The sequence below is a fragment of the Streptomyces sp. CA-251247 genome, from assembly GCF_050952975.1.
Lineage (GTDB): Bacteria > Actinomycetota > Actinomycetes > Streptomycetales > Streptomycetaceae > Streptomyces > Streptomyces achmelvichensis.
Genome location: NZ_CP191861.1, coordinates 6,167,512 through 6,188,834, shown reverse-complemented (window position 1 = coordinate 6,188,834; position 21,323 = coordinate 6,167,512). Strand labels below are relative to the sequence as shown.

Genomic DNA, 21,323 nt, shown 5'->3' with positions numbered 1-21,323 from the left:
AGATGACCACCGAGGAGGAGAAGGCAACGGCACCGGCCGGATCCGCCCGGCGGGCCTTCGCCGGGCGGCTGTCCTGGGGACTTGCCGACCAGGCGGCCTCCAGCATCAGCAACTTCGCGGTGGGGATCTACGTGGCGCGCTCGCTGGGGGTGACGGCGTTCGGCGTGTTCAGCCTCGCCTGGGTGACGTACGGCGTGGTGCTCAACGTCTCCCGCGGCCTTGCCACCGATCCGCTCGTGGTGCGCTTCAGCGGAGTGTCGGACGCGTCCTGGCGCGGGGCGGTGGCCCGGTCGTCGGGTACCGCGCTCGGCGTCGGTACCGCCATCGGTGCGGTGTGCGTGGTGGTCGGCGTCGCTCTCGGCGGCAGTGTGGGACCCGCGTTCGCCTGTCTCGGCGTCATGCTGCCGGGGCTGCTGCTCCAGGACGCCTGGCGGTACTCGTTCTTCGCCGCCGGCCTCGGGCGGAAGGCCTTCGTCAACGACCTCGTGTGGGGTATCGCGCTGGTCCCGGCCCTGGTCGTGGCGGCCCATGTGGGCAGCGTGGCCGCATTCGTGCTCGCCTGGGGCGCGTCCGCCACGGTGGCCGCGGGGTACGGCTGCATCCAGTCCGGCATCCGGCCCCGGGCGACCCGGGCAGGCGCGTGGCTGCGCGAGCAACGCGACCTGGGCTACCGGTACCTGGTCGAGAACGTCAGCCTCAGCGGCGCGGGCCAGCTGCGTGCGTACGGGCTCGGCGCGATCGTCGGGATCGGCGCGGTGGGTGCGGTCCGGGGCGCCGAGCTCCTGCTCGGCCCGTTCCTCGCCGTGCTGATGGGTCTCTCGCTGGTCACGGTCGCGGAGGCGGCACGGGTGCTGCGGCAGGCCCCGCACCGCCTCGGCACGTTCTGCCTCCTCCTCGGCGGCGGGCAGGCCGTCGCCGCGCTGCTCTGGGGCGGGGCGCTGCTCCTGATGCCGGACCGGCTCGGCGAACTCGTGCTCGGCGACGTCTGGCACACCGCCTCACAGCTCATCGTGCCGGTCACCATCGGCGTCGCGTGCGCGGGCCTCGGCACCGGCGCGGCGGCCGGGCTGCGCGCACTCGCCGCGGCCCGGCGCAGCCTGCGCTGCCAGCTGTTCGCCTCCGCCTGCTACGTGGCAGGCGGGCTCGGCGGGGCTGCCCTGGCCGGCACGGTCGGCTCGGCCTGGGGCGTCGCCGCCGCGACGCTCGCCGGCTCCGCCGTGTGGTGGCTCCAGCTGCGCTCCGCCCTGCGCGAGCACCACCAGGACACCATTCCCGAAGTGAGGACACCATGACCGCGCAACCCAGGCTGAGCATCGGCCTGCCCGTCTACAACGGCGAGGAGTATCTCGCCGAATCGCTCGACGCCCTGCTCGGCCAGACCTACGAGGACTTCGAGCTGGTCATCTCCGACAACGCCTCGACCGACGGGACCGAGGACCTCTGCCGCACGTACGCCGCGCAGGACTCGCGCATCCGGTACATCCGGCTGCCGCGGAACATCGGCGCCGCGCCGAACCACAACTACGTCTTCACCGAGTGCCGCGGCGAGTTGTTCAAGTGGGCCTCGCACGACGACCTTTACGCCCGGGACCTGCTGCGGCGCTGCGTGGAGGCGCTGGACGAGCGGCCGGACGTGATCCTCGCGCACTCCGACCAGGCGGTCATCGACGGCGAAGGACAGCTGAAGGTCCCGTACGAGTACGGGCTCGCCACCGGCTCGCCGCACGCGCCGGAGCGCTTCCGCAGTTTCCTGTTCGAGCCCGGTGGCGACGACTTCTACGGGGTGATGCGTGCCGACATGCTGCGCCGGGTGCGGCCGCACAACAGCTACCACCACGCCGACCGGACCTTCGTCGCCGAGATCGTCCTGAACGGGCCCTTCCACCAGGTGCCGGAGCTGCTGTACTTCCGCCGCGACCACCCCACCCGCGCCGAGCGGGCGAACCCGTCCAAGCGATCCCGTTGCGTCAATCTGGACCCGCGCCGGGCAGGTGCGCTGCACCCGACGCCCCGGCTGCTCGCCGAGTACGTCTGGGGCTTCGTCGCGGCGATCCGGCGGGCTCCGCTGTCCCCGGCCGACCGCCGCGCGTGCTTCCGCCACCTGGCCGCATGGATGACCAGCCGGGTCCGGCCGGGCGCGGGCGAGCGGGTCGAGGACCGCGCCCCGGTCGACCCGGGCCGCCTCACCGTCTCCGTCGACGCCCTCGTCGCCGGACGCGAGGGGAGGCAGGCATGACGTCCGCGGACGAAACTCCGGTGCGTGTGGGGGTGTTCGGCCTGCTCGGCTCCGGGAACCTCGGCAACGACGGGTCGCTGGAGGCGGTGCTCGGGTACCTCCGCGCCGAGCATCCGGAGGCGGTCGTGGACGCGCTCTGCGGCGGACCCGAGGTCGTCGCGGCCCGGTACGGGATCCCCGCGACTCGGCTGCACTGGTACCGCGGGGAGTACCGGACCGCGTCGCGTGCGCGCGCGATCGCGGGCAAGGCTCTGGGCAAACTCGCCGACGCGTTCCGCACCGCCGCCTGGGTGCGCCGGCACGACGTGGTGATCGTGCCGGGCATGGGCGTCCTGGAGGCCACGCTGCCGCTGCGGCCGTGGGGCTTCCCGTACTCGCTGTTCCTGCTCTGTGCGACCGGCCGGCTGTTCGGCACCCGGGTCGCGCTGGTCGGCGTCGGCGCCGCGGCGATCGGCGACCGGCCGACCCGGGCCCTGGTGCGCCGGTCGGCACGGCTGGCCACGTACCGGTCGTACCGGGACGCCCTGTCCCGCGACGCGATGCGGGCGATGGGCGTGGACACCGCACGCGACGACGTCTACCCGGACCTCGCGTTCGCCCTGCCGACACCGAGCGCGGGGGCGCCCTCGGGTCCTCCGGGTCCGGTCTGCGTCGGCGTCATGGCCTTCCACGGCGGCAACGACGACCGCGCCCGTGCCGAGGAGATCCACCGGCGCTACCTCGACGGGACGACCCGGTTCGTCCGCGCGCTGGTCGAGGACGGCAGGCCGGTCCGGCTGCTCATCGGCGACGCGTGCGATGCGCCGGTGGTCACCGCGATCCTCGACGCGGTGGACTCGCCGCTGGTCACCGCCGCCGAGGCGGCCTCGCTGGCCGACCTGATGAAGGAGATGGCGGCTGCCGACACGGTGGTGGCGACCCGGTACCACAACCTGATCTGCGCGCTGAAGGTCGGCACCCCGACGCTCGCACTGAGCTATGCGGCGAAGAGCGACGCGCTCATGGATCGGATGGGGTTGGACGCGTACTGCCACCCGGCTCGCGAGGTGGACGCCGACCGGCTGCTGGAGCAGTTCCGGGAGCTGGAGAAGCAATCGGCGGAGCTGCGGCGGACTCTCGCCGAGCGGAACCTGGTCGTCGCCCGCCAACTCGAGGACCAGTTCACCGCGTTGACCGCCGCCCTGTTCCCGGCGACCGACCACGGACACGCCCGCACCCGGCAGGAGACTCCATGAAGGCGACCGAAGTCCCGGCGATCGCCGGCGCGTACCTCTTCGAGCCGACGTCGTACGCCGACGAGCGCGGCTTCTTCTGCCGCACCTTCGACGCCGACGTGGTCCGCTCGGTGGGCCTCGATCCGAACGCCTTCGTCCAGGACAGCGTGTCCCGCTCGGTCCGAGGCGTGCTGCGCGGTCTGCACCTGCGCTCCGGCGCCGGCGAGTCCAAGCTGGTGCGGTGCTCGTACGGGCAGATCTTCGACGTCGTCGTGGACCTGCGCCCGGAATCGCCGACCTACCGCAACCACGCCTCCTTCGAGCTGTCCGGCGATACGCAGGTGACCCTGTACATCCCGGCGGGGTGCGCGCACGGCTTCCAGGCACTGACGGAAACCGCCGACACCTCGTACCGGATAGACCGCCCCCATGATCCGGCCGAGGACGTGACGATCGCCTTCGACGACCCGGAGCTCGCCATTCCCTGGCCGCTGCCGGTCACATCGATGTCCCAGCGGGACCGGGAGGCGCCGAGCCTCGCCGAGGTCCTGAAGCACAGGGAGAGTTGAGGTCGGCGTGGACACCGAAGAGTTCCAACTGCCCCGGTCGCAGGCGGCGAACGAGCGGCTGCACGCCATGATCCCCGGGGGCGCGCACACCTACGCCAAGGGCGACGACCAGTATCCCGAGAACCTGGCCCCGGTCATCAGCCACGGCCGCGGTGCCCACGTGTGGGACGTCGACGGCAACCGCTACATCGAGTACGGCTCCGGCCTGCGGTCGGTCAGCCTCGGTCACGCCCACCCGCGCGTGATCGAGGCGGTGCGGCGGGAACTCGACCGCGGCAGCAACTTCGTCCGGCCCTCCATCGTGGAGGCCGATGCCGCGGAACGCTTCCTGGCCACGGTGCCGACCGCCGAGATGGTGAAGTTCGCGAAGAACGGCTCCGACGCCACCACCGCCGCGGTGCGCCTCGCCCGCGCCGCCACCGGGCGCCCACGGGTGGCCATCTGCGGCGACCAGCCGTTCTTCTCCGTCGACGACTGGTTCATCGGCTCCACGCCGATGTCCGCCGGTATTCCGGCGGCGACGACCGAGCTCACCGTGTCCTTCCCCTACGGGGACCTGGCCGCGACGGAGGAGCTGCTCACCCGGTATCAGGACGAGATCGCCTGTCTGATCCTCGAACCCGCCGGCCACACCGAGCCGCCACCCGGCTACCTCGCAGGCTTGCGCGAACTGGCCGACCGGCACGGCTGCGTACTGGTCTTCGACGAGATGATCACCGGCTTCCGCTGGTCCGAGGCGGGCGCCCAGAGCCTGTACGGCGTCGTCCCCGACCTCTCCACGTTCGGCAAGGCGCTGGGCAACGGATTCGCCGTCTCCGCACTGGCCGGGCGCCGCGAGCTGATGGAGCGGGGCGGGCAGCGCCACTCCGACGACCGGGTGTTCCTGCTGTCCACCACGCACGGCGCGGAAACGCACTCCCTGGCAGCCGCGATGGCCGTGCAGTCCACTTATGTCGAGGAGGGCATCACCGCACAACTGCACGCCCTCGGCGCACGGTTGGCCGCCGGTGTCAGCGACGCCGCGGCCGGCATGGGTGTCGGCGACCATGTCGTCGTCCGAGGCCGGGCCAGCAACCTGGTCTTCGCCACCCTCGACGAGAAGGGGCAGCCGTCGCAGCAGTACCGCACCCTCTTCCTGCGCCGTCTCCTCGCGGGCGGGGTGCTGGCCCCGTCGTTCGTGGTGAGCAGCGCGCTCAGCGACACCGACATCGAGCACACCGTCGATGTGGTGGCCCAGGCATGTGCGGTGTACCGCAAGGCACTTGACGCCGGTGACCCCACCCCCTGGCTGGGCGGACGACCGGTGAAGCCGGTATTCCGCCGCCGGGCATGACGTGACGTCAGCGGCGGTGCCACCGACCGTTGCCGGCGATCCGGTCCACCAGCCACGCGGTCGCCGGGACCACCACCAGGGCGGTGCACCAGCCGCCGAGGACGTCGGTCGGGTAGTGCGCGCCCAGCGCGACCTGCGCCCAGCCCATGGCGACACCGGCGACCAGCGCCGCGGTGAGCACTGTCAACGTGCCGGCCGTGCTGCCGAGTCCGAGCCGGCCGGTCGCGAGTAACGCCACCACGAGGGCGAGCGCGGTGAAGAAGGCGGTGTGCCCGCTCGGATAGGACAGGTTGTCGGCACCGTGGATGGTGCGTCCCACCAGGGACTTGAGCAGCGTGGTCGTCCCCACGGCCAGGCCGGTGCCGGCAACGACGAGCATCGCCGCGCGGGGACGCCGTAGCAGCAGGCAGCCCGTCACAACAGTCGCGACCAGCGCCGCCGCTCCGGCGGGCTCCCCCAAGAAGTCGATGGCCAGGGCGACTTCCCGCCACGGCGACGGCACATCGCCCACCGCCGACTGGATCCACACGTCCGGACGGCTGGGCTCGCTGTGGCCGGCGTACAGGACCCCGAGCACGAGGACCACGAGCGCGGCGAGGGCCGCGACGAGCCCGAGCCCGGCGCGCAGCGAGGGGGGCAGCACCGCGGGCACCGGCGGGCCGGTCACACGGTCACCGGGGGTGGTCGACCTGCGGTGGCCTGCCGTGATCGGTGGAGGGCGTTCCGGGTCCTGACTTCTGCGCCTCCCCCGTCGTCCACGAGAACTGCCCACTGCCGCCCGCCGAGATGGCCGGGACGTCAGATGTGCGGACTGCGGCTCAGCCTCGTCCGGCTTCGATTCCACGAACCTTCCCTTCAACTCGGGGCAGAACCAGCTGTCACAACCGGCTCCCTCCGCAGGCTCCGCACGCTCACTCCGGACGCCGGCTCGCACATCATGACCCCCGCCCCTTGTCCGGCCCGCCACATCGGAGTCATGTCCTCGAGCCCACAAAGCAGCCCGCACCCGCGCCGACGGACCTCTCTGGCGCGGCCGCATCGAAGGGCTGGCCGCCCCGGGCGACCGGGTGGTGCTCTCCGAATGCAACGGCCGCCTGGGCGGCGCCACCCACCTGCACTGGTTCGGAGAGCGGCGCCGTCGATTCCAACCATGACTGCGTGGGGGCCTTCGAGCCTCATCGGCAGGGCCGCAATCCTGTGATTGCTGCCGCGTAAGATCGATTCACCCGAGCCGACAGCACCAGGAAGGCGAACTCCCATGACGGATCAGCGCGTTGTGGTCGTGACGGGGGGAGGAACCGGAATCGGTGCGGCGACGGCACGGCTGCTCCGGGCGTCCGGCCACGACGTTGTCATCTCCGGTCGACGGCCGGAACCGTTGCACCGCATCGCCGAGGAAACCGGAGCCCTGGCTTGTCCGGCCGACACCGCCGACCCGGACGCCGTTCACCGTCTCGTCGAAACCACCATGGCGCAATTCGGCCGCATTGATGGATTGGTCGTCAATGCAGGAGTGGGACGCGGTGGCGGCGTCGGAGACCTGTCCGACGAGGACTGGGATCTGGTACTCCGCACCAACCTGACCGGCCCTTTCCTCTTGATGCGCGCGGCATTGCCCCACCTGCTCCAGGCCCATGGCTCCGTCGTCGCGGTTTCTTCGGTGTCCGCCCTCCTCAACGGAGTGGGCAATGCCGCGTACGCCGCCTCCAAGGCGGCATTGCTGCAGTTGTGCCGGTCACTTTGCGTGGACTACGGGCCGCAAGGCTTGCGGGCCAACGTGGTCTGCCCGAGTTGGGTACGTACGGAGATGGCCGACCGCCGCATGACACGGTTCGCGGACGACGCCGGACTGACCATCGACGAGGTCGACGAAGCATACGAAGAAGCCACCCGGTTGCTGCCGGCACAGCGCCCCGGAGACCCTCGTGAGGTTGCCGAGGCAATTTCCTGGCTGTTGTCCTCGGCCGCGTCTTTCGTCAACGGAGCAGTCCTGACCGTGGATGGCGGAGCAACCGCACTGGATCCCGGAACCATTCCCTTCGAATTCCACGTCACCCGGCGCGATGTCAAACACTGAACTTTCGTCGGCCGGACCGCGCCGGGCCGCCACAGGCCAGGAGACGTACGTGAGGTGATCGCCGAACTCGTAGCGGAGAGCAGCCTGTTGTTGCGCGAACGGCACCGGGCGGCACTTGCTTCGCGTCCTCGTCGACGAGCTGTCGGCGCCGGTGCCGGTGCCCTTGAGCCCGCAGCTCAGGCGCCCTTGTCCGCCGGCTCCAGCACCGCCACGCACTCCACATGATGCGTCATCGGAAACAGGTCGAACGCCCGCAGCGTCCGCACCCGGTACCCGTTCTCCGCGAAGTACGAGATGTCCCGCGCCAGCGCCGCCGGGTCGCATGCCACGTACGCGATCTTGCGTGCTCCCAGGCCCGCCAGGTGCTTCACCGTCTGCTTGCCCGCCCCCGCGCGCGGCGGGTCGAGCACGATCAGGTCCACCTCGGTGATCTGCGTGCGCGGCAGCACCTGGTCGACCTTGCCCTGTTCGATGCGGACACGCTCGAAGTTCTGCAGGTTGTGACGCGCGTCCTCGACCGCGCGCTTGCTCGATTCGATGCCGAGCACCGCGCCCTTGTCGCCCACCCGGTCGGCGAGGGCGCCCGCGAACAGGCCGACGCCGCAGTACAGGTCGAGCGCCATGTCGCCCTTGCGCGGGAGCAGGCCCTGCATGACGGCCTTCATCAGGGTGTCCGCGGCCTGCGGATGGACCTGCCAGAAGCCGCCGTTGCCGACGCGGTAGGTGCGGTCGTCGGCACGCTCGCGGACGAAGGCGCGGCCGTGCACCCGGTGCACTCCCCCGTCGCGCTCGTCCACCCGCAGCACCGAGACCGGCTTGTCCAGTTCGACCAGCGGGAGCCGGCCGCCCGGCTTCGGGGTCAGGATGACCTGGCGGTCGTGGGAGCCGGTGGCCGCGATCGCCTCGACCGTGGACATCTGGGCCCAGTCCTGCTTCTCGATGCCCAGCTCCGTGACGCCCGGGGCCGCGATCATGCAGTGGTCGATCGGCTGGACGTCGTGCGAGCGGTGCTTGCGCAGACCCGCGCGGCCCTCCGTGTCGATCGCGTACTGCACGCGCGTGCGCCAGGCCGGCACCTCGCCCTGGGGCAGCTTGTCGCCCTCGGCCGGCATGACCGTGCCGTCCCAGCCCGCCTCCTCGGGGGTGAGGCCCGCGAGCCGCTGGAGCTGTTCGGCGATCACCTCGCCCTTGAGCCGCCGCTGGGCACCCGGCTTGGCGTGCTGCCAGTCGCAGCCGCCGCAGTTCCCCGGGCCGGAGTACGGGCAGGGCGCCTCGATCCGGTCCTTGGAGGCGTCGATGATCCGTACGGCGTCGGCGCGCAGGAAGCGGGAGTCCTCCTCGCCCTCGGTGACCCGGGCGACGACCTTCTCGCCGGGCAGCGCGTGCCGGACGAACAGCACCCGCCCCTCCTCGGTGCGGGCGATGCAGTGGCCACCGTGCGCGACCGGCCCGACCTCGACCTCGTACTCTTCCCCGACCAGCGAAGACTCAGGTGCGTTCTGCATGGCGGGGTGACTCCAGGGATCAAAGGAAAACGGCCGGACAACAACCCACCACTGTACGTGGGTCCCGACCGGCCGCTTGCCATGAACGTCTCAGCGCAGGATCACTCCTTGCCGGTCGGCTCCTTGGGCCGCTGGTCCACGGGGCCGCGCCGTACCGAGCCGGGAGCGTTCCAGTCCTGGCGCTTGCGGGCCCGCTTCTTCGCCGCTTCCGAGGACTGCAGCTGGTACGGCACCGAGGTGACCATCACGCCGGGCGTGAACAGCAGCCGGCCCTTGAGCCGCAGAGCGCTCTGGTTGTGCAGCAGGTGCTCGTACCAGTGGCCGACCACGTACTCGGGGATGACGACACTCACCACGTCCCTCGGGCTCTCGCGGCGCAGTCCCTTCACGTACTCGATGATCGGCCGGGTGATCTCGCGGTACGGGGAGTCGAGGATCTTCAGCGGCACGTTGATGCCCCGCCGGTCCCACTCCTCGCGCAGTGCCTTCGTCTCGGCGGCGTCCACGCTGATGCTGAGCGCCTCGAGCTTGTCGACCCGCATCAGCTTGGCGTACGACAGGGCGCGCAGCGTGGGCTTGTGGAGCTTGGAGACGAGCACGATGGCGTGCACCCGGGAGGGCCGCGCGGTGTCGTCGCTGGGCTCGTCCGGTGCCGCGATCTCCTCGGAGACCCGGTCGTAGTGCTTCCGGATCGCGCTCATCGTGCCGTAGAAGATCACCATGCCCAGCAGGGCCACCCACGCGCCGTGGGTGAACTTGGTGGCGAGCACGACCACGAGCACCAGGCCGGTGAAGAAGGCGCCGAAGGTGTTGATCGCCCGGGAGCGGATCATGTGGCGGCGCTTGGCGACGTTCTTCTCGGTCCGCAGATGGCGGTTCCAGTGCCGCACCATGCCCGTCTGGCTGAGCGTGAAGGACACGAAGACGCCGACGATGTAGAGCTGGATCAGCTTGGTGGAGTCGGCTCCGTAGATCCCGACGAGCAGGATGGCCGCGCCGGACAGCAGCACGATGCCGTTGGAGAACGTGAGCCGGTCGCCGCGGGTGTGCAGCTGGCGGGGCAGATAGCGGTCCTGCGCGAGGATCGAGCCGAGCAGCGGGAAGCCGTTGTACGCGGTGTTCGCGGCCAGGAACAGGACGAGCGCGGTGGCCGCGGCGAGGACGATGAAGAAGAACGTCCCGTCGCCGAAGACGGCGGCCGCCACCTGGGAGATCACCGGGTTCTGGACGTAGCTCTCGCCGACGGGGGTGCCGTCGCGGAGCAGATCGTGCGCGGGCTGCTCGGCCATCTTCACGTCGGTGGCCATGGCCAGGCCGATGATGCCGCAGAACATGGTGACGGCCAGGCCGCCCATCAGGGCCAGCGTGGTGGCGGCGTTCCTGCTCTTCGGCTTGCGGAAGGCCGGCACGCCGTTGCTGATCGCCTCGACACCGGTGAGCGCGGCACAGCCGGAGGAGAACGCACGCAGCAGCAGGAAGACCAGGGCGAAGCCGGCGAGGCCCTGGTGCTCGGGCTTGATCTCGAAGTCCGCCGTCGGGGCCTTCATGGTGTCGTCGAGGACGAGGCCCCGGAACGCACCCCAGGCGATCATGACGAACACGCCGGTGACGAAGACGTACGTCGGGATCGCGAAGAGCTTGCCCGACTCCTTCACGCCGCGCAGGTTCATCACCGTCAGCAGCACGATTATCCCGACCGCGCAGAAGACCTTGTGCTCGACGACGAACGGGATCGCGGAGCCCAGGTTCTCGACGCCGGAGGAGATGGAGACGGCGACGGTGAGGACGTAGTCGACGAGCAGGGCGCTGGCGACGGTGAGACCGGCCTTCGGGCCGAGGTTCGTGTTGGCGACCTCGTAGTCGCCGCCGCCGCTCGGGTACGCGTGGACGTTCTGCCGGTAGGACGCGACCACCGTGAACATCAGAACCACGACGGCCAGCGCGATCCACGGGCTGAAGTGGTAGGCCGACACGCCCGCGATGGAGAGCACGAGCAGGACTTCACCGGGTGCGTAAGCCACCGAGGACAGCGGGTCGGAGGCGAACACGGGAAGCGCGATGCGCTTGGGGAGAAACGTCTCCCCCAGCTTGTCGCTGCGCAGGGCCCTTCCGATGAGGATCCGTTTGGGAATGTCGGTCAGTTTGGACACGCAGAGGATCGTATGCGGTCGATATGAACAGCGCCCACCCACCACCCCCGTCGCCCGGGATTCTTCGCCCCCAGCCTCGCGAGGGTCCCCGCGCGGACCGCGCGTGTGTAGCTTGGGCCACGGTCTGAGACCCTGTTAAGCCTGAGTAAGGGCCTTTGCAGAACTGACAGCCGGAAGGACGGGCGTGCACATCGTCATCATGGGATGCGGGCGAGTGGGATCCGCTCTCGCGCAGACCCTGGAGCAGCGGGGGCACACGGTCGCCGTCGTCGACCAGGACCCCACGGCCTTCCGCCGCCTGGGCTCGGGGTTCGGTGGCCGTCGCGTCACCGGAGTCGGGTTCGACCAGGACACCCTGCGCGAGGCGGGGATCGAGGAAGCCGGCGCGTTCGCAGCCGTCAGCAGCGGCGACAACTCCAACATCATCGCGGCGCGGGTGGCGCGCGAGATGTTCGGCATCGAGAACGTCGCCGCCCGTATCTACGACCCGCGCCGCGCCGAGGTCTACCAGCGTCTCGGCATTCCGACCGTCGCCACGGTGCGCTGGACGGCCGACCAGATGCTGCGGAGGCTGCTGCCGTCGGGGGCGGAGCCCTTGTGGCGCGACCCGAGCGGCGGGGTCCAGCTCGCGGAGGTGCACACCTCCGCCGCCTGGATCGGGCACAAGGTCAGCACCCTCCAGGAGGAGACCGGCGTACGGGTCGCCTTCCTCACCCGGCTCGGGGAGGCGGAGCTGCCGACGTCGCAGACCGTGCTCCAGGAAGGCGACCTCGTCCACGTGATGATGCGCACGGACGAGATCGAGAAGGTCGAAGCGGCGTTCGCCGAAGGCCCTGAGGGGGGCGGTCACTGATGCGCGTCGCAATCGCGGGCGCCGGCGCGGTGGGCCGTTCCATCGCGGGCGAACTGCTGGAGAACGGGCACGAGGTCCTCCTCGTCGACAAGGCGCCGACCGCCATCTCGGTGGAGCGGGTGCCGCAGGCCGAGTGGCTGCTGGCCGACGCGTGCGAGATCACCTCGCTCGACGAGGCGGCGCTCCAGCGGTGCAACGTCGTGATCGCGGCGACCGGTGACGACAAGGTCAATCTGGTCGTCTCACTGCTGGCGAAGACCGAGTACGGGGTGCCGCGGGTGGTGGCCCGGGTCAACAACCCGAAGAACGAGTGGCTCTTCAACGAGTCCTGGGGCGTCGATGTCGCGGTCTCCACACCGCGCCTGATGTCGGCGCTGGTGGAAGAGGCGGTGAGCGTCGGTGATCTCGTCCGGCTGCTCCGCTTCAGCCACGGCGACGCGAACCTCGTGGAGCTCACCCTCCCGCCGGAGTCGGCGCTGGCGGGCACCTCGGTCGGCGATGTGGCCTGGCCGGAGGACACCTCGCTGGTCACGATCATCCGCGGCTCGCGGGTGCTCACGCCCAGTACGGAGGAGACACTGGAGGCGGGTGACGAGCTGCTGTTCGTGGCGGCCCAGGCCCGCGAGGAGCAACTGGAGGACCTGCTCTCGGTCCGCCGGGAGACCTCCTGACAGCACAGCATGACGAGAGGGGCCCGGGACCGATCGGTCCCGGGCCCCTCTCGTCGTAAGAGCTCCGTGCGCTGCCGGCGAGGACTACGCCTCGCGCTGCTGCGCCGCCGCCTTGCGCTCCTTCTCGGCAAGCTCCTCCGCCTCCATCTCGGCGAAGACGTCGATGGGCGGGGGCGCCTTCGCCAGGAACAGCCAGGTCAGATAGACGGCCAGCAGGAACGGCGGGATCTTCAGGGCGACCAGGACCCAGCCGAACTGCGTGGTGTCGGCCCACCAGTAGAGCGGGAAGAGAATCGCGCACTTGGCGAGCAGGATCAGGCCCCACGCCCAGCTGGCCTTGGCGTACGCCTTCTTGCGGCCCGGGTTGCGGGTGCGCCAGGACAGGTTCTCCTTGAAGACCGGTCCGAGGATCAGACCGATCAGCGGGACGCCCGCGATGGTCGTGATGATGTACGCGAGGGCCAGGCCGAGGGTGTAGAGCATGCCCGGCAGGTAGAAGTCCTTGGCATTGCCGGTCATCATCGCGAAGACGACACCGAAGGCCACACCGAAGACGCCGCTGAAAGCGTGCTTGACGGTGTCCTTGCGCAGCAGGCGGACCGCGACGAGCGCGAGGGAGACCGCGAGGGCCGCGATCGCCGCGATGTGCAGGTCCTTGTTGATCGTGAAGATCGTGACGAACAGCAGTCCGGGCAGGACCGTCTCCACCATGCCGCGCACGCCGCCGAAGGCCTCGAACAGGGCCGCCTCGGTGACCGCCTTGGCGTCCCTGTCCTGCTGCTGCTGGTCGTTCGTCGTGGTCGGCTTGTCGACAGACGTCACCGGCTACTCCTGTCCGAGTGGTCGGAGTTCGTATTTGGGATTGAACAGCACCCGGCGGCCGTGGCTCATGGAGATCCGTCCCGAGGCGATCAGCCTGCGGCCCGGTTCTATGCCCACGATCGACCGGCGGCCGAGCCAGACGACGTCCAGTGGGGCCGTACCGTCGAAGAGCTCCGCCTCCAGAGCGGGCACTCCGGCCCGCGGGCGCAGGGTGACCGTGCGCAAGGTACCAGTCACCCGGACTATCTGGCGGTCGTTGCACTCGGATATGCGGGTACACCCCGATGCCTGCGCGTCCTCCCGCAGCTCCTCCGATTCGAGGTCTTCCTGCGAGCTGGACAGCCGGTCGAGCATGCGGCGGAAGCGGCCGGCGGGCTTCGGTGCCCGGTCGGCATTCCCGGAACGGGGTACAGCGCTCATACAGCAAGCCTACCGGCCGCCGGGGGCGGCTCCGGGAGCCGCGTTGCCCCGGCTGCCAGGGCGGCCGGAAGGGGCCTCAGGAGCGCTCGAAGCGGTAGCCCATTCCAGGCTCGGTGACGAAGTGCCGCGGGTGCGAGGGGTCGGTCTCCAGCTTGCGGCGGAGCTGGGCCATGTAGACCCGCAGATAGTTGGTCTCGGTGCCGTAGGACGGGCCCCAGACCTCCTGGAGGAGCTGCTTCTGGCTGACCAGACGACCGGCATTGCGCACCAGGACCTCCAGCAGATGCCACTCGGTCGGGGTCAGCCGCACATCGCGTCCGTCGCGGTGGACCTTCTTGGCGGCGAGATCGACGGTGAAGCCCTCGGTCTCGACGATCACGACGTCGTCGTCACCGCCGCCGACCGGCTCGGCCCTGCGGACGGCGGCCCGCAGCCGTGCGAGCAGTTCGTCCATGCCGAAGGGCTTGGTGACGTAGTCGTCGGCGCCGGCGTCCAGCGCCTCGACCTTCTCGTCGGAGGTGTGCCGCGCGGAGAGGACCAGGATCGGCACCCGGGTCCAGCCCCGCAGGCCCTTGATCACCTCGACGCCGTCCATGTCCGGCAGGCCGAGGTCCAGGACGATGACGTCGGGGTGCCGGGCGGCGGCCAGCTGGAGCGCCGTCGCACCGTCGGGAGCCGCGTCCACGTCGTACTTGCGTGCCTTCAGATTGATCACGAGGGCACGTACGATCTGCGGCTCGTCGTCGACCACGAGCACCCGGGTCATGGCGGGCCTGCCTTTCTGCACTGTCGTTTCTCCACTGTCCCCGCCCACGCTGCCCCCGGCTCCCCCGTCGCGGCCGGTCACGTGGTGACCCCGGAGGAGAGACCGGGCTCGGCGGGCTCATGTCGCTGAGCCGCCTGGAGGGTGAGGACCATGGTCATGCCGCCGCCGGGGGTGTCCTCGGCGGTGAGGGTGCCGCCCATGGCCTCGACGAAGCCGCGGGCGACCGCGAGGCCGAGGCCGACTCCGGCACCGCGTGGAGCGTCACCGTAGCGCTGGAACGGTTCGAATATCCGCTCCTTCTCGTCATCGGGGACGCCGGGGCCGCGGTCGGCGACGCGCACCTCGACCCGGTCACCGAGGGCACTCGCGGCCACGGTGACGGGGGTGGCGTCGGGGCTGTACTTGACGGCGTTCTCGACGATGTTCGCGACGGCGCGCTCCAGCAGGCCACGGTCGACGGCCACCATCGGCAGGGTCTCGGGCACGTCCAGTTCGACGCTGTCGTCGGGGACCGAGACGAGGGCCATCGGCACCACCTCGTCGAGGTCGGTCACCCGGATCAGCGGGGTGACGGTGCCGGTCTGGAGGCGGGACATGTCGAGGAGGTTGCCGACGAGATGGTCGAGCCGGTCGGCGCCGTCCTCGATCCCTTCGAGGAACTCGTCCCGGTCCTCCTGCGACCACGCGACGTCGTCGGACCGCAGCGAGGTGACGGCGGCCTTGATGGCGGCCAGCGGCGTGCGCAGATCGTGGCTGACGGCGGCGAGGAGCGACGTACGGATCTTGTTGCCCTCCGCGAGCCTGCGGGCCTCCTCCGCCTGCCCGACCAGGCGCTGGCGATCGAGGACCACGGCTGCCTGCGCGGCGAACGCGGCCAAAACCCGGCGGTCCTCGGCGGGCAGCACCCGCCCGGAGAGAGCGAGCGCCATGTGGTCACCGACGGGCATGTCCACCTCGGCGTCCTCGGGCCGCACGACGGAGCTGGGGCCGACGCTGCCCGCGGTGGTCCACGGATCCACGTCGCTCTGTCTCTCCAGCAGCGCCACGGACTCCATGGCGAACGTCTCGCGGACCCGTTCCAGCAGGGCGTCCAGGGTGGTCTCGCCGCGCAGCACGCTGCCGGCCAGGAAGGAGAGGATCTCGGACTCGGCACGCAGGCGGGCGGCCTGATGGGTGCGCCGGGCGGCGAGATCGACCACGGAGGCCACCGCCACGCCCACCGCGAAGAAGATCACGATGGCGACGAGGTTCTTGGGGTCGGCGACCGTGAGGGTGCGGGTGGGTGGGGTGAAGTAGTAGTTCAGCAGCAGCGAGCCCACCGCCGCGGAGGCCAGGGCGGGCAGCAGCCCGCCGAGCAACGCCGCCAGCACGGTCAGGAACAGGAAGAGCAGGACGTCATTGGCGAGGCCCAGGCGGTCGTCGAGGGCGGTGAGCAGCAGGGAGAGCAGTATCGGGGCGGCGACGCCGACGATCCAGCCCCAGATGATCCGGGAACGGCCGAGCCGCGCGCCGCGGGCCACCGGCAGTCCGCGGCCCTTGCCGGCCTCGCCGTGGGTGACGATGTGCACGTCGAGGTCGGGCCCCGACTCGCGGGCGACCGTGGCCCCCACGCCGGGGCCGAAGATGTACTGCCAGGCCTTGCGGCGGCTGGAGCCGAGCACGATCTGGGTGGCGTTGACCCCGCGCGCGAAGTCCAGCAGCGATGTCGGGACGTCGTCGCCGATGACGTGGTGGAAGGTGCCGCCGAGGTCCTCGACGAGGGTCCGCTGGACGGCCAGCTCCTTGGGCGAGGCGGAGGTCAGTCCGTCGCTGCGGGCGATGTAGACGGCGAGGATCTCGCTGCCGGAGCCCTTGGCGGCCATGCGGGCGGCGCGCCGGATGAGGGTGCGGCCCTCGGGTCCGCCGGTGAGGCCGACGACGATGCGTTCCCGGGCCTGCCAGGTGGAGCGGATGTTGTGCTCGCCGCGGTACTGCTGGAGGTATTCGTCCACCCGGTCGGCGACCCACAGGAGCGCGAGTTCGCGCAGGGCCGTGAGGTTGCCGGGGCGGAAGTAGTTGGAGAGGGCCGCGTCGACCTTGTCCGGCTTGTAGATGTTGCCGTGGGCCATGCGGCGGCGGAGTGCCTGTGGCGACATGTCGACCAGTTCCAGCTGGTCGGCGCGGCGGACGACCTCGTCGGGAACGGTCTCGCGCTGCCGTACGCCGGTGATCGACTCGACCACGTCACCCAGCGACTCGAAGTGCTGGATGTTGACGCTCGACACGACGTCGATCCCGGCGGCGAGCAGCTCCTCGACGTCCTGCCAGCGCTTGGAATTGCGCGAGCCCGGCACATTGGTGTGGGCCAGCTCGTCCACCAGGGCGACGGCGGGCCGTCGCTCCAGTACGGCGTCGACGTCCATCTCCGTGAAGACGCTGCCGCGGTACTCGATCTCACGTCGCCGGATCTGTTCGAGGCCGTGCAGCATGACCTCGGTACGGGGGCGGTCGTGGTGCTCCACGAAGGCCACGACACAGTCCGTGCCCCGCTCCACACGGCGATGTGCCTCGGAGAGCATGGCGTAGGTCTTGCCCACGCCCGGCGCCGCACCGAGGTATATCCGTAGCTTGCCGCGTGCCATGGCCCCATTGTCTTTCAGAAACTGTCCGTCAACCTGCGTGCACCCTACGGCGGGGGTTTCGGACATATCGGACCGATGGCCGTCGTGACCGGCGTCTTTGACGTGATTCTGATGCGTGTACGACCGCGGCGGATGGGGGTGCCGCCGCGGCGCCCGGGAGCTCTCCCGCCGCGGTGTCGGGGGCCTGTCCCGGCACGGCACCCGGCGCCCGTCCCGCGACGGCGCCCGTCCCGCAACGGCGCCCGGACAGCCGGACGGGCCGCACCCCCGCTCGGGGAGTACGGCCCATCCGTCATGCCGGAGCGCTCTCAGCGATCCGTCGTGCCTGACCGGTGTCAGCGGACCTCGGTGATCTCGGGGCCTCGCTGCAGCTGCCCCATGCCTCCGGAGAAGCGGGAGCCTTCCTGCTCCTCCTGCTGGACACCCTCGGGCACCATCTGGGCGTCGTCGGGCAGCTTGAGGACGATCGGGTCGCGCGGAGCCATCGGGCCCTCGCCGCGTACGACGACCGCGTCCCGGAAGATCTGCTCGAGCAGACCGGCGGCCTCCGGCTGCACCGCTCCCTGGCCGGAGATCACTCCGCGCAGGAACCAGCGCGGGCCGTCGACGCCGACGAAGCGCACGAGCTGCACACCGCCGGTGCCGTCCGGGAGCTGGACCGGTACCTGGGCCCGCAGTTCCCAGCCGAGCGGGCCCTCGACCTCGTCGATGATGCCGCCCTGCTGGGTGATGCCCGAGGCGATCTCCTCGCGGACCTCGCCCCAGATGCCTTCCTTCTTGGGCGCGGCGAACGCCTGGAGCTGGACCGCGCTGTCGCGCAGGACGACCGTCGCGGCGACGATCGCGTCACCCGCTACCTCGACGCGCAGCTCCATGCCCTCGACTCCGGGCACGAAGAGGCCGCCCAGATCGACCCGGCCCTCGCCGGGCTTGGAGACCTCGGAGAGGTCCCAGGGGCCGTCGGGCCGCGGCGCCGGCGGAAGATTCGTCCGGCGGGGGCCGTCCTCGTCGTCGGCATACTCCGTGTCGCGCTCGGCAGACAAGTCTGCGACTCGCTCGGCCTCGCCCGTTGCGTCCGCGTCCTCCGCGGAACCACTCTTCTTGCGACGTCCGAACACGTCACTGTCCTTCCCGGTCGGATACGGCCGAAGCGTATCGATTCCCACCCGTAGAGCCGTCCACGACGGAGTGACCGCCGGTGGACCCGAAGCCCCCTTCGGCCCGCGCCGAGCCGGGAAGCTCCGCCACCTCGTGGAAGCGCACCTTCTCGACCTGCTGGACGACCAGTTGGGCAATCCGGTCGAACCGATCGAACCGCACGCTCTCGCGCGGGTCGAGGTTGACCACGATCACCTTGATCTCCCCACGGTACCCGGCATCCACCGTCCCCGGGGCATTCACGAGGGCTACTCCGCAGCGGGCGGCGAGACCCGATCGCGGGTGCACGAACGCCGCGTACCCGTCGGGGAGGGCGATGGACACCCCTGTCGGCAGCACGGCGCGCTCACCGGGGGCGAGTTCGGCGGCCTCGCAGGTCACCAGATCGGCACCGGCATCGCCGGGGTGCGCGTACGCCGGCAGCGGAACCTCGGGGTCCACACGACGGATCAGCACGTCCACAGGGTTGGGCATCAGGGGTTCACCTCGAAGGCGCGTGCGCGCCGGATCTGGTCGGGGTCGGCCATGGCCGCGCGGATCTCCTCCGTACGGCCGTTGTCGATGAAGTGGTCGACCTTGACCTCGATGAAGAGAGCGTTGGCGCGGACGGCTACGGGCCCTTCCGGTCCGCCGATCCGGCCCACGGCGGAGGAGTAGATCTTGCGGCCGGCCACCGCGGTGACCTCGGCCTTCAGATGGAGCACCGTGTCCACGGGCACCGGGCGCACGAAGTCGGTCTCCAGCCGGCCGGTGACGGCGATGGTCCGCAGCAGCCAGTTCAGCGAGCCGAGCGTCTCGTCCAGGGCAGTGGCGAGCACCCCGCCGTGCGCGAGGCCCGGCGCTCCCTGGTGGGCCTCCTTGACGGTGAACTCGGCGGTGATGCTCACGCCTTCACCGGCCCGCGCCTGGAGATGGAGTCCGTGGGGCTGGCCCTCGCCGCAGCCGAAGCAGTGGTCGTAGTGAGCGCCGAGGAGTTCACCGGGGGCCGGGGCGTCGGGGTGGCGGGCCGGCGCTATGGCGTCGGCCGGCGGGATCAGAGCCGAGGCCCGGTCCTGGCGGTCTCCCCGCGCCCCGGGGGCGGAGGGAGAGGATCCGGGGTTCTCCCCCCGGGATTTCGCAGTACTCACAGGCGCAGACCTTACCCGCGCGAATACCCCCCGGCCGCACCGTGCCAAGCTTGACCGCATGCAGCCTTCCGCCCCGCACTACGACGAACGTCTGACCGCTCCCGCTTCGTGGTGGGCCATCACCGCTCTGTTCGGGATCTCGGGCGGTCTCGTCGCCCTCCCCCTCGGCACGCTGCCGATGCTCGCGGGGCTCGTGGGCGCCTGTGCGCTGGCGGCCCTCGTGGTCAGTTCCTACGGCTCGGTCCGCATCCGGGTGGTGGCCGGCTCGCTGGTCGCGGGCGATGCCCGGATCCCGCTGACGGCGCTCGGTGAGCCCGTGGCGCTGGAGGCCGAGGAGGCGCGGGCCTGGCGGTCGTACAAGGCCGATCCGCGGGCGTTCATGCTGCTGCGCAGCTACGTGCCCACCGCGCTGAAGGTGGAGATCACGGACCCGGACGACCCGACTCCGTACGTGTATCTGTCGACGCGCGATCCTCAGGCGCTGGCGGCGGCCCTCACGGCGGTGCGGGCGGCCTGACGCCAGGACCGGGTGTGGGGCTCAGTGCCCGAGCTCCCGGGGCCACTGGCTCGCGTCCAGGGCGTCCTTGTGCTGTTCCAGGGGCGGCAGAGCGGGCAGGGCGTCCCAGGGCACCTGCCGGGTGCGCAGATCCTTGCGGATGCGGTCCGCGAGCTTCCTGGTGTCCCGCCGGTTCATCACCGCACCGACCGCGGCGCCGACCATGAACGGCATCAGGTTCGGCAGGTTGCGGATCGTGCGCTTCATGATCTGCTGGCGCAGCTCGCGCTTGAGACCGCCGCTCAGCGCGATGTTCTTGTAGGTGGCCGGCTTGGTCACGTCGAGTCCGCGCTCCTCCGTCCAGGAGGTCAGATACGCGGTGCTGCGCTCCCTGAGATTGCCTTCCGGCCGCATGCCGTAGACCTCGTGGAGCTCGGCGATGAGCTTCAGTTCGATCGCCGATACACCGGCGATCTCCGCGGCCAGTTCGGCCGGCATCGCCGGAGGTACGGGCATCATCGCGGCGGCTCCGATGCCCGCGCCCACCGTGGAGGTGGCGTTGGCAGCGCCCGCGACGAGTTTGTCCGCGAGCTGCTCGGGGCCGAGGCCCGGGAACTGCCGGCGGAGTGTGTCGAGATCACGCACCGGCACACGCGGTGCGATCTCGATGATCCGGTCCGCGAGGTGGCCGAGCGCCGCTTTGGCGCTCTCGCCGCTCTTGCGGACGCCCTGGCGCACCGCGGCCAGACGCCCCGGCTTGGCCGGGGTCCCGGGTCCGTCCGCCGCGTGCGGGGGGCCTTCGAGCGAGGCCGGACGGCCCCGCCCGTCGTTCCCTGCGCCGTGGGGCACCAGGACGGCCGAGTGCCCGTCAGAAGGCGTGGCGCCTTCTGCGGGTCCCGAACCGCCCCAGGGCGTCTCCGACGGCTTCTGACGCCGGAAACGCCGCTTCCTGGACGGTGTGTCGCCTGCCACGGCCGACCTGTCCTCAGTCGCAGTCGCGGCAGATGGGCTGGCCGTTCTTCTCGCGCGCCAGCTGACTGCGGTGGTGCACGAGGAAGCAGCTCATGCAGGTGAACTCATCGGCCTGCTTGGGAAGGACCCGGACGGCCAGTTCCTCGTTGGAAAGGTCCGCGCCGGGCAGTTCCATGCCCTCGGCTGCCTCGAACTCGTCGACGTCGACGGTCGAGGTCGACTTGTCGTTCCGGCGGGCCTTCAGTTCCTCAAGGCTGTCGGAATCGACGTCGTCGTCGGTCTTGCGTGGGGTGTCGTAGTCCGTTGCCATGTCGCTCTCCCCCTCTGGGTGGT

Annotated in this window: 21 protein-coding genes; 9 read left to right on the top strand and 12 right to left on the bottom strand. The window is 70.7% G+C overall.

Translation table 11 applies throughout. The features are described 5' to 3' along the window. Positions 1–2: 2 nt before the first annotated feature. Genes ACQPWZ_RS27485 through ACQPWZ_RS27465 form a run of 5 tightly spaced genes read left to right on the top strand, consistent with a single transcriptional unit; the run spans position 3 to position 5,352 of the window. On the top strand, positions 3–1,292 hold the full coding sequence (locus ACQPWZ_RS27485) for a hypothetical protein (RefSeq protein ID WP_433573876.1): 1,290 nt from the start codon (positions 3–5) through the stop codon (positions 1,290–1,292). Beyond that, positions 1,289–2,236 carry a glycosyltransferase family 2 protein gene (locus ACQPWZ_RS27480; protein ID WP_433572623.1) on the top strand — a complete coding sequence of 316 codons (948 nt, stop codon included), beginning with the start codon at positions 1,289–1,291 and terminating at the stop codon, positions 2,234–2,236. Before ACQPWZ_RS27485 ends, ACQPWZ_RS27480 begins: the two co-directional genes overlap by 4 nt. Further along, positions 2,233–3,471, top strand: coding sequence for a polysaccharide pyruvyl transferase family protein (locus tag ACQPWZ_RS27475; RefSeq protein ID WP_433572622.1), 1,239 nt, complete (start codon positions 2,233–2,235; stop codon positions 3,469–3,471). The genes ACQPWZ_RS27480 and ACQPWZ_RS27475 overlap by 4 nt, the downstream gene beginning before the upstream one ends. Next, positions 3,468–4,019, top strand: a complete 552-nt coding sequence (rfbC, locus tag ACQPWZ_RS27470; protein WP_340475899.1) for a dTDP-4-dehydrorhamnose 3,5-epimerase — start codon at positions 3,468–3,470, stop codon at positions 4,017–4,019. Before ACQPWZ_RS27475 ends, rfbC begins: the two co-directional genes overlap by 4 nt. 7 nt (positions 4,020–4,026) lie before the next feature. After that, the gene (locus ACQPWZ_RS27465) at positions 4,027–5,352 is read left to right on the top strand and encodes a glutamate-1-semialdehyde 2,1-aminomutase (RefSeq protein ID WP_433572621.1); all 1,326 of its coding nucleotides are present in this window, start codon (positions 4,027–4,029) and stop codon (positions 5,350–5,352) included. A gap of 7 nt (positions 5,353–5,359) precedes the next feature. Here ACQPWZ_RS27465 and ACQPWZ_RS27460 read toward each other — a convergent pair whose 3' ends face one another. Beyond that, entirely contained in the window at positions 5,360–6,019 is a 660-nt protein-coding gene (locus tag ACQPWZ_RS27460; RefSeq protein WP_433572620.1) for a phosphatase PAP2 family protein, read from the bottom strand. A 591-nt stretch (positions 6,020–6,610) separates the two neighbouring features. Between ACQPWZ_RS27460 and ACQPWZ_RS27455 the strand changes: the two genes are divergently transcribed. After that, on the top strand, positions 6,611–7,429 hold the full coding sequence (locus tag ACQPWZ_RS27455; protein ID WP_340475896.1) for an SDR family NAD(P)-dependent oxidoreductase: 819 nt from the start codon (positions 6,611–6,613) through the stop codon (positions 7,427–7,429). Between the two features lie 176 nt (positions 7,430–7,605). Here ACQPWZ_RS27455 and ACQPWZ_RS27450 read toward each other — a convergent pair whose 3' ends face one another. Both ACQPWZ_RS27450 and ACQPWZ_RS27445 read right to left on the bottom strand, forming a co-directional pair. Beyond that, positions 7,606–8,934, bottom strand: coding sequence for a class I SAM-dependent RNA methyltransferase (locus ACQPWZ_RS27450; protein ID WP_356704316.1), 1,329 nt, complete (start codon positions 8,932–8,934; stop codon positions 7,606–7,608). A gap of 101 nt (positions 8,935–9,035) precedes the next feature. Further along, the gene (locus ACQPWZ_RS27445) at positions 9,036–11,084 is read right to left on the bottom strand and encodes an APC family permease (protein ID WP_433572619.1); all 2,049 of its coding nucleotides are present in this window, start codon (positions 11,082–11,084) and stop codon (positions 9,036–9,038) included. A 184-nt stretch (positions 11,085–11,268) separates the two neighbouring features. Here ACQPWZ_RS27445 and ACQPWZ_RS27440 point away from each other — a divergent pair, with 184 nt between their 5' ends. Next, positions 11,269–11,937, top strand: a complete 669-nt coding sequence (locus ACQPWZ_RS27440; RefSeq protein WP_313943622.1) for a potassium channel family protein — start codon at positions 11,269–11,271, stop codon at positions 11,935–11,937. Beyond that, positions 11,937–12,608: a potassium channel family protein gene (locus ACQPWZ_RS27435; protein WP_327679386.1), complete on the top strand. Its 672-nt coding sequence runs from the start codon at positions 11,937–11,939 to the stop codon at positions 12,606–12,608. Before ACQPWZ_RS27440 ends, ACQPWZ_RS27435 begins: the two co-directional genes overlap by 1 nt. A gap of 84 nt (positions 12,609–12,692) precedes the next feature. Here ACQPWZ_RS27435 and ACQPWZ_RS27430 read toward each other — a convergent pair whose 3' ends face one another. The 7 genes from ACQPWZ_RS27430 to ACQPWZ_RS27400 all read right to left on the bottom strand — a co-directional run bounded on the left by ACQPWZ_RS27430 (position 12,693) and on the right by ACQPWZ_RS27400 (position 19,432). Then, the gene (locus ACQPWZ_RS27430; RefSeq protein ID WP_340475881.1) at positions 12,693–13,430 is read right to left on the bottom strand and encodes a DUF3159 domain-containing protein; all 738 of its coding nucleotides are present in this window, start codon (positions 13,428–13,430) and stop codon (positions 12,693–12,695) included. A gap of 3 nt (positions 13,431–13,433) precedes the next feature. Further along, on the bottom strand, positions 13,434–13,850 hold the full coding sequence (locus ACQPWZ_RS27425; RefSeq protein ID WP_340475880.1) for an OB-fold nucleic acid binding domain-containing protein: 417 nt from the start codon (positions 13,848–13,850) through the stop codon (positions 13,434–13,436). Positions 13,851–13,926: 76 nt separating this feature from the next. Continuing rightward, positions 13,927–14,616 carry a response regulator gene (locus ACQPWZ_RS27420; protein WP_313943627.1) on the bottom strand — a complete coding sequence of 230 codons (690 nt, stop codon included), beginning with the start codon at positions 14,614–14,616 and terminating at the stop codon, positions 13,927–13,929. Between the two features lie 77 nt (positions 14,617–14,693). Then, positions 14,694–17,237 (bottom strand): ATP-binding protein, encoded by a 2,544-nt coding sequence (locus tag ACQPWZ_RS27415; RefSeq protein WP_433572618.1) that lies wholly within the window; start codon positions 17,235–17,237, stop codon positions 14,694–14,696. 335 nt (positions 17,238–17,572) lie between these two features. Continuing rightward, positions 17,573–18,355: a DUF3710 domain-containing protein gene (locus ACQPWZ_RS27410; protein ID WP_313943629.1), complete on the bottom strand. Its 783-nt coding sequence runs from the start codon at positions 18,353–18,355 to the stop codon at positions 17,573–17,575. Position 18,356: 1 nt separating this feature from the next. Then, the gene (dut, locus tag ACQPWZ_RS27405; RefSeq protein WP_313948829.1) at positions 18,357–18,872 is read right to left on the bottom strand and encodes a dUTP diphosphatase; all 516 of its coding nucleotides are present in this window, start codon (positions 18,870–18,872) and stop codon (positions 18,357–18,359) included. Further along, positions 18,869–19,432 (bottom strand): PaaI family thioesterase, encoded by a 564-nt coding sequence (locus tag ACQPWZ_RS27400; RefSeq protein WP_356704379.1) that lies wholly within the window; start codon positions 19,430–19,432, stop codon positions 18,869–18,871. The genes dut and ACQPWZ_RS27400 overlap by 4 nt, the downstream gene beginning before the upstream one ends. 148 nt (positions 19,433–19,580) lie before the next feature. On the opposite strand from ACQPWZ_RS27400, the gene ACQPWZ_RS27395 reads away from it, so the two are divergent. After that, complete coding sequence (locus ACQPWZ_RS27395; RefSeq protein ID WP_433572617.1) at positions 19,581–20,039, top strand: DUF3093 domain-containing protein; 459 nt, start codon at positions 19,581–19,583, stop codon at positions 20,037–20,039. A 21-nt stretch (positions 20,040–20,060) separates the two neighbouring features. Here ACQPWZ_RS27395 and ACQPWZ_RS27390 read toward each other — a convergent pair whose 3' ends face one another. Further along, positions 20,061–20,990 carry a hypothetical protein gene (locus ACQPWZ_RS27390; protein ID WP_340475877.1) on the bottom strand — a complete coding sequence of 310 codons (930 nt, stop codon included), beginning with the start codon at positions 20,988–20,990 and terminating at the stop codon, positions 20,061–20,063. 13 nt (positions 20,991–21,003) lie between these two features. Beyond that, a complete protein-coding gene (locus ACQPWZ_RS27385; RefSeq protein ID WP_005310959.1) occupies positions 21,004–21,300 on the bottom strand; it encodes a DUF4193 domain-containing protein in 297 nt (98 codons plus the stop codon). Between the last annotated feature and the right edge of the window lie 23 nt (positions 21,301–21,323).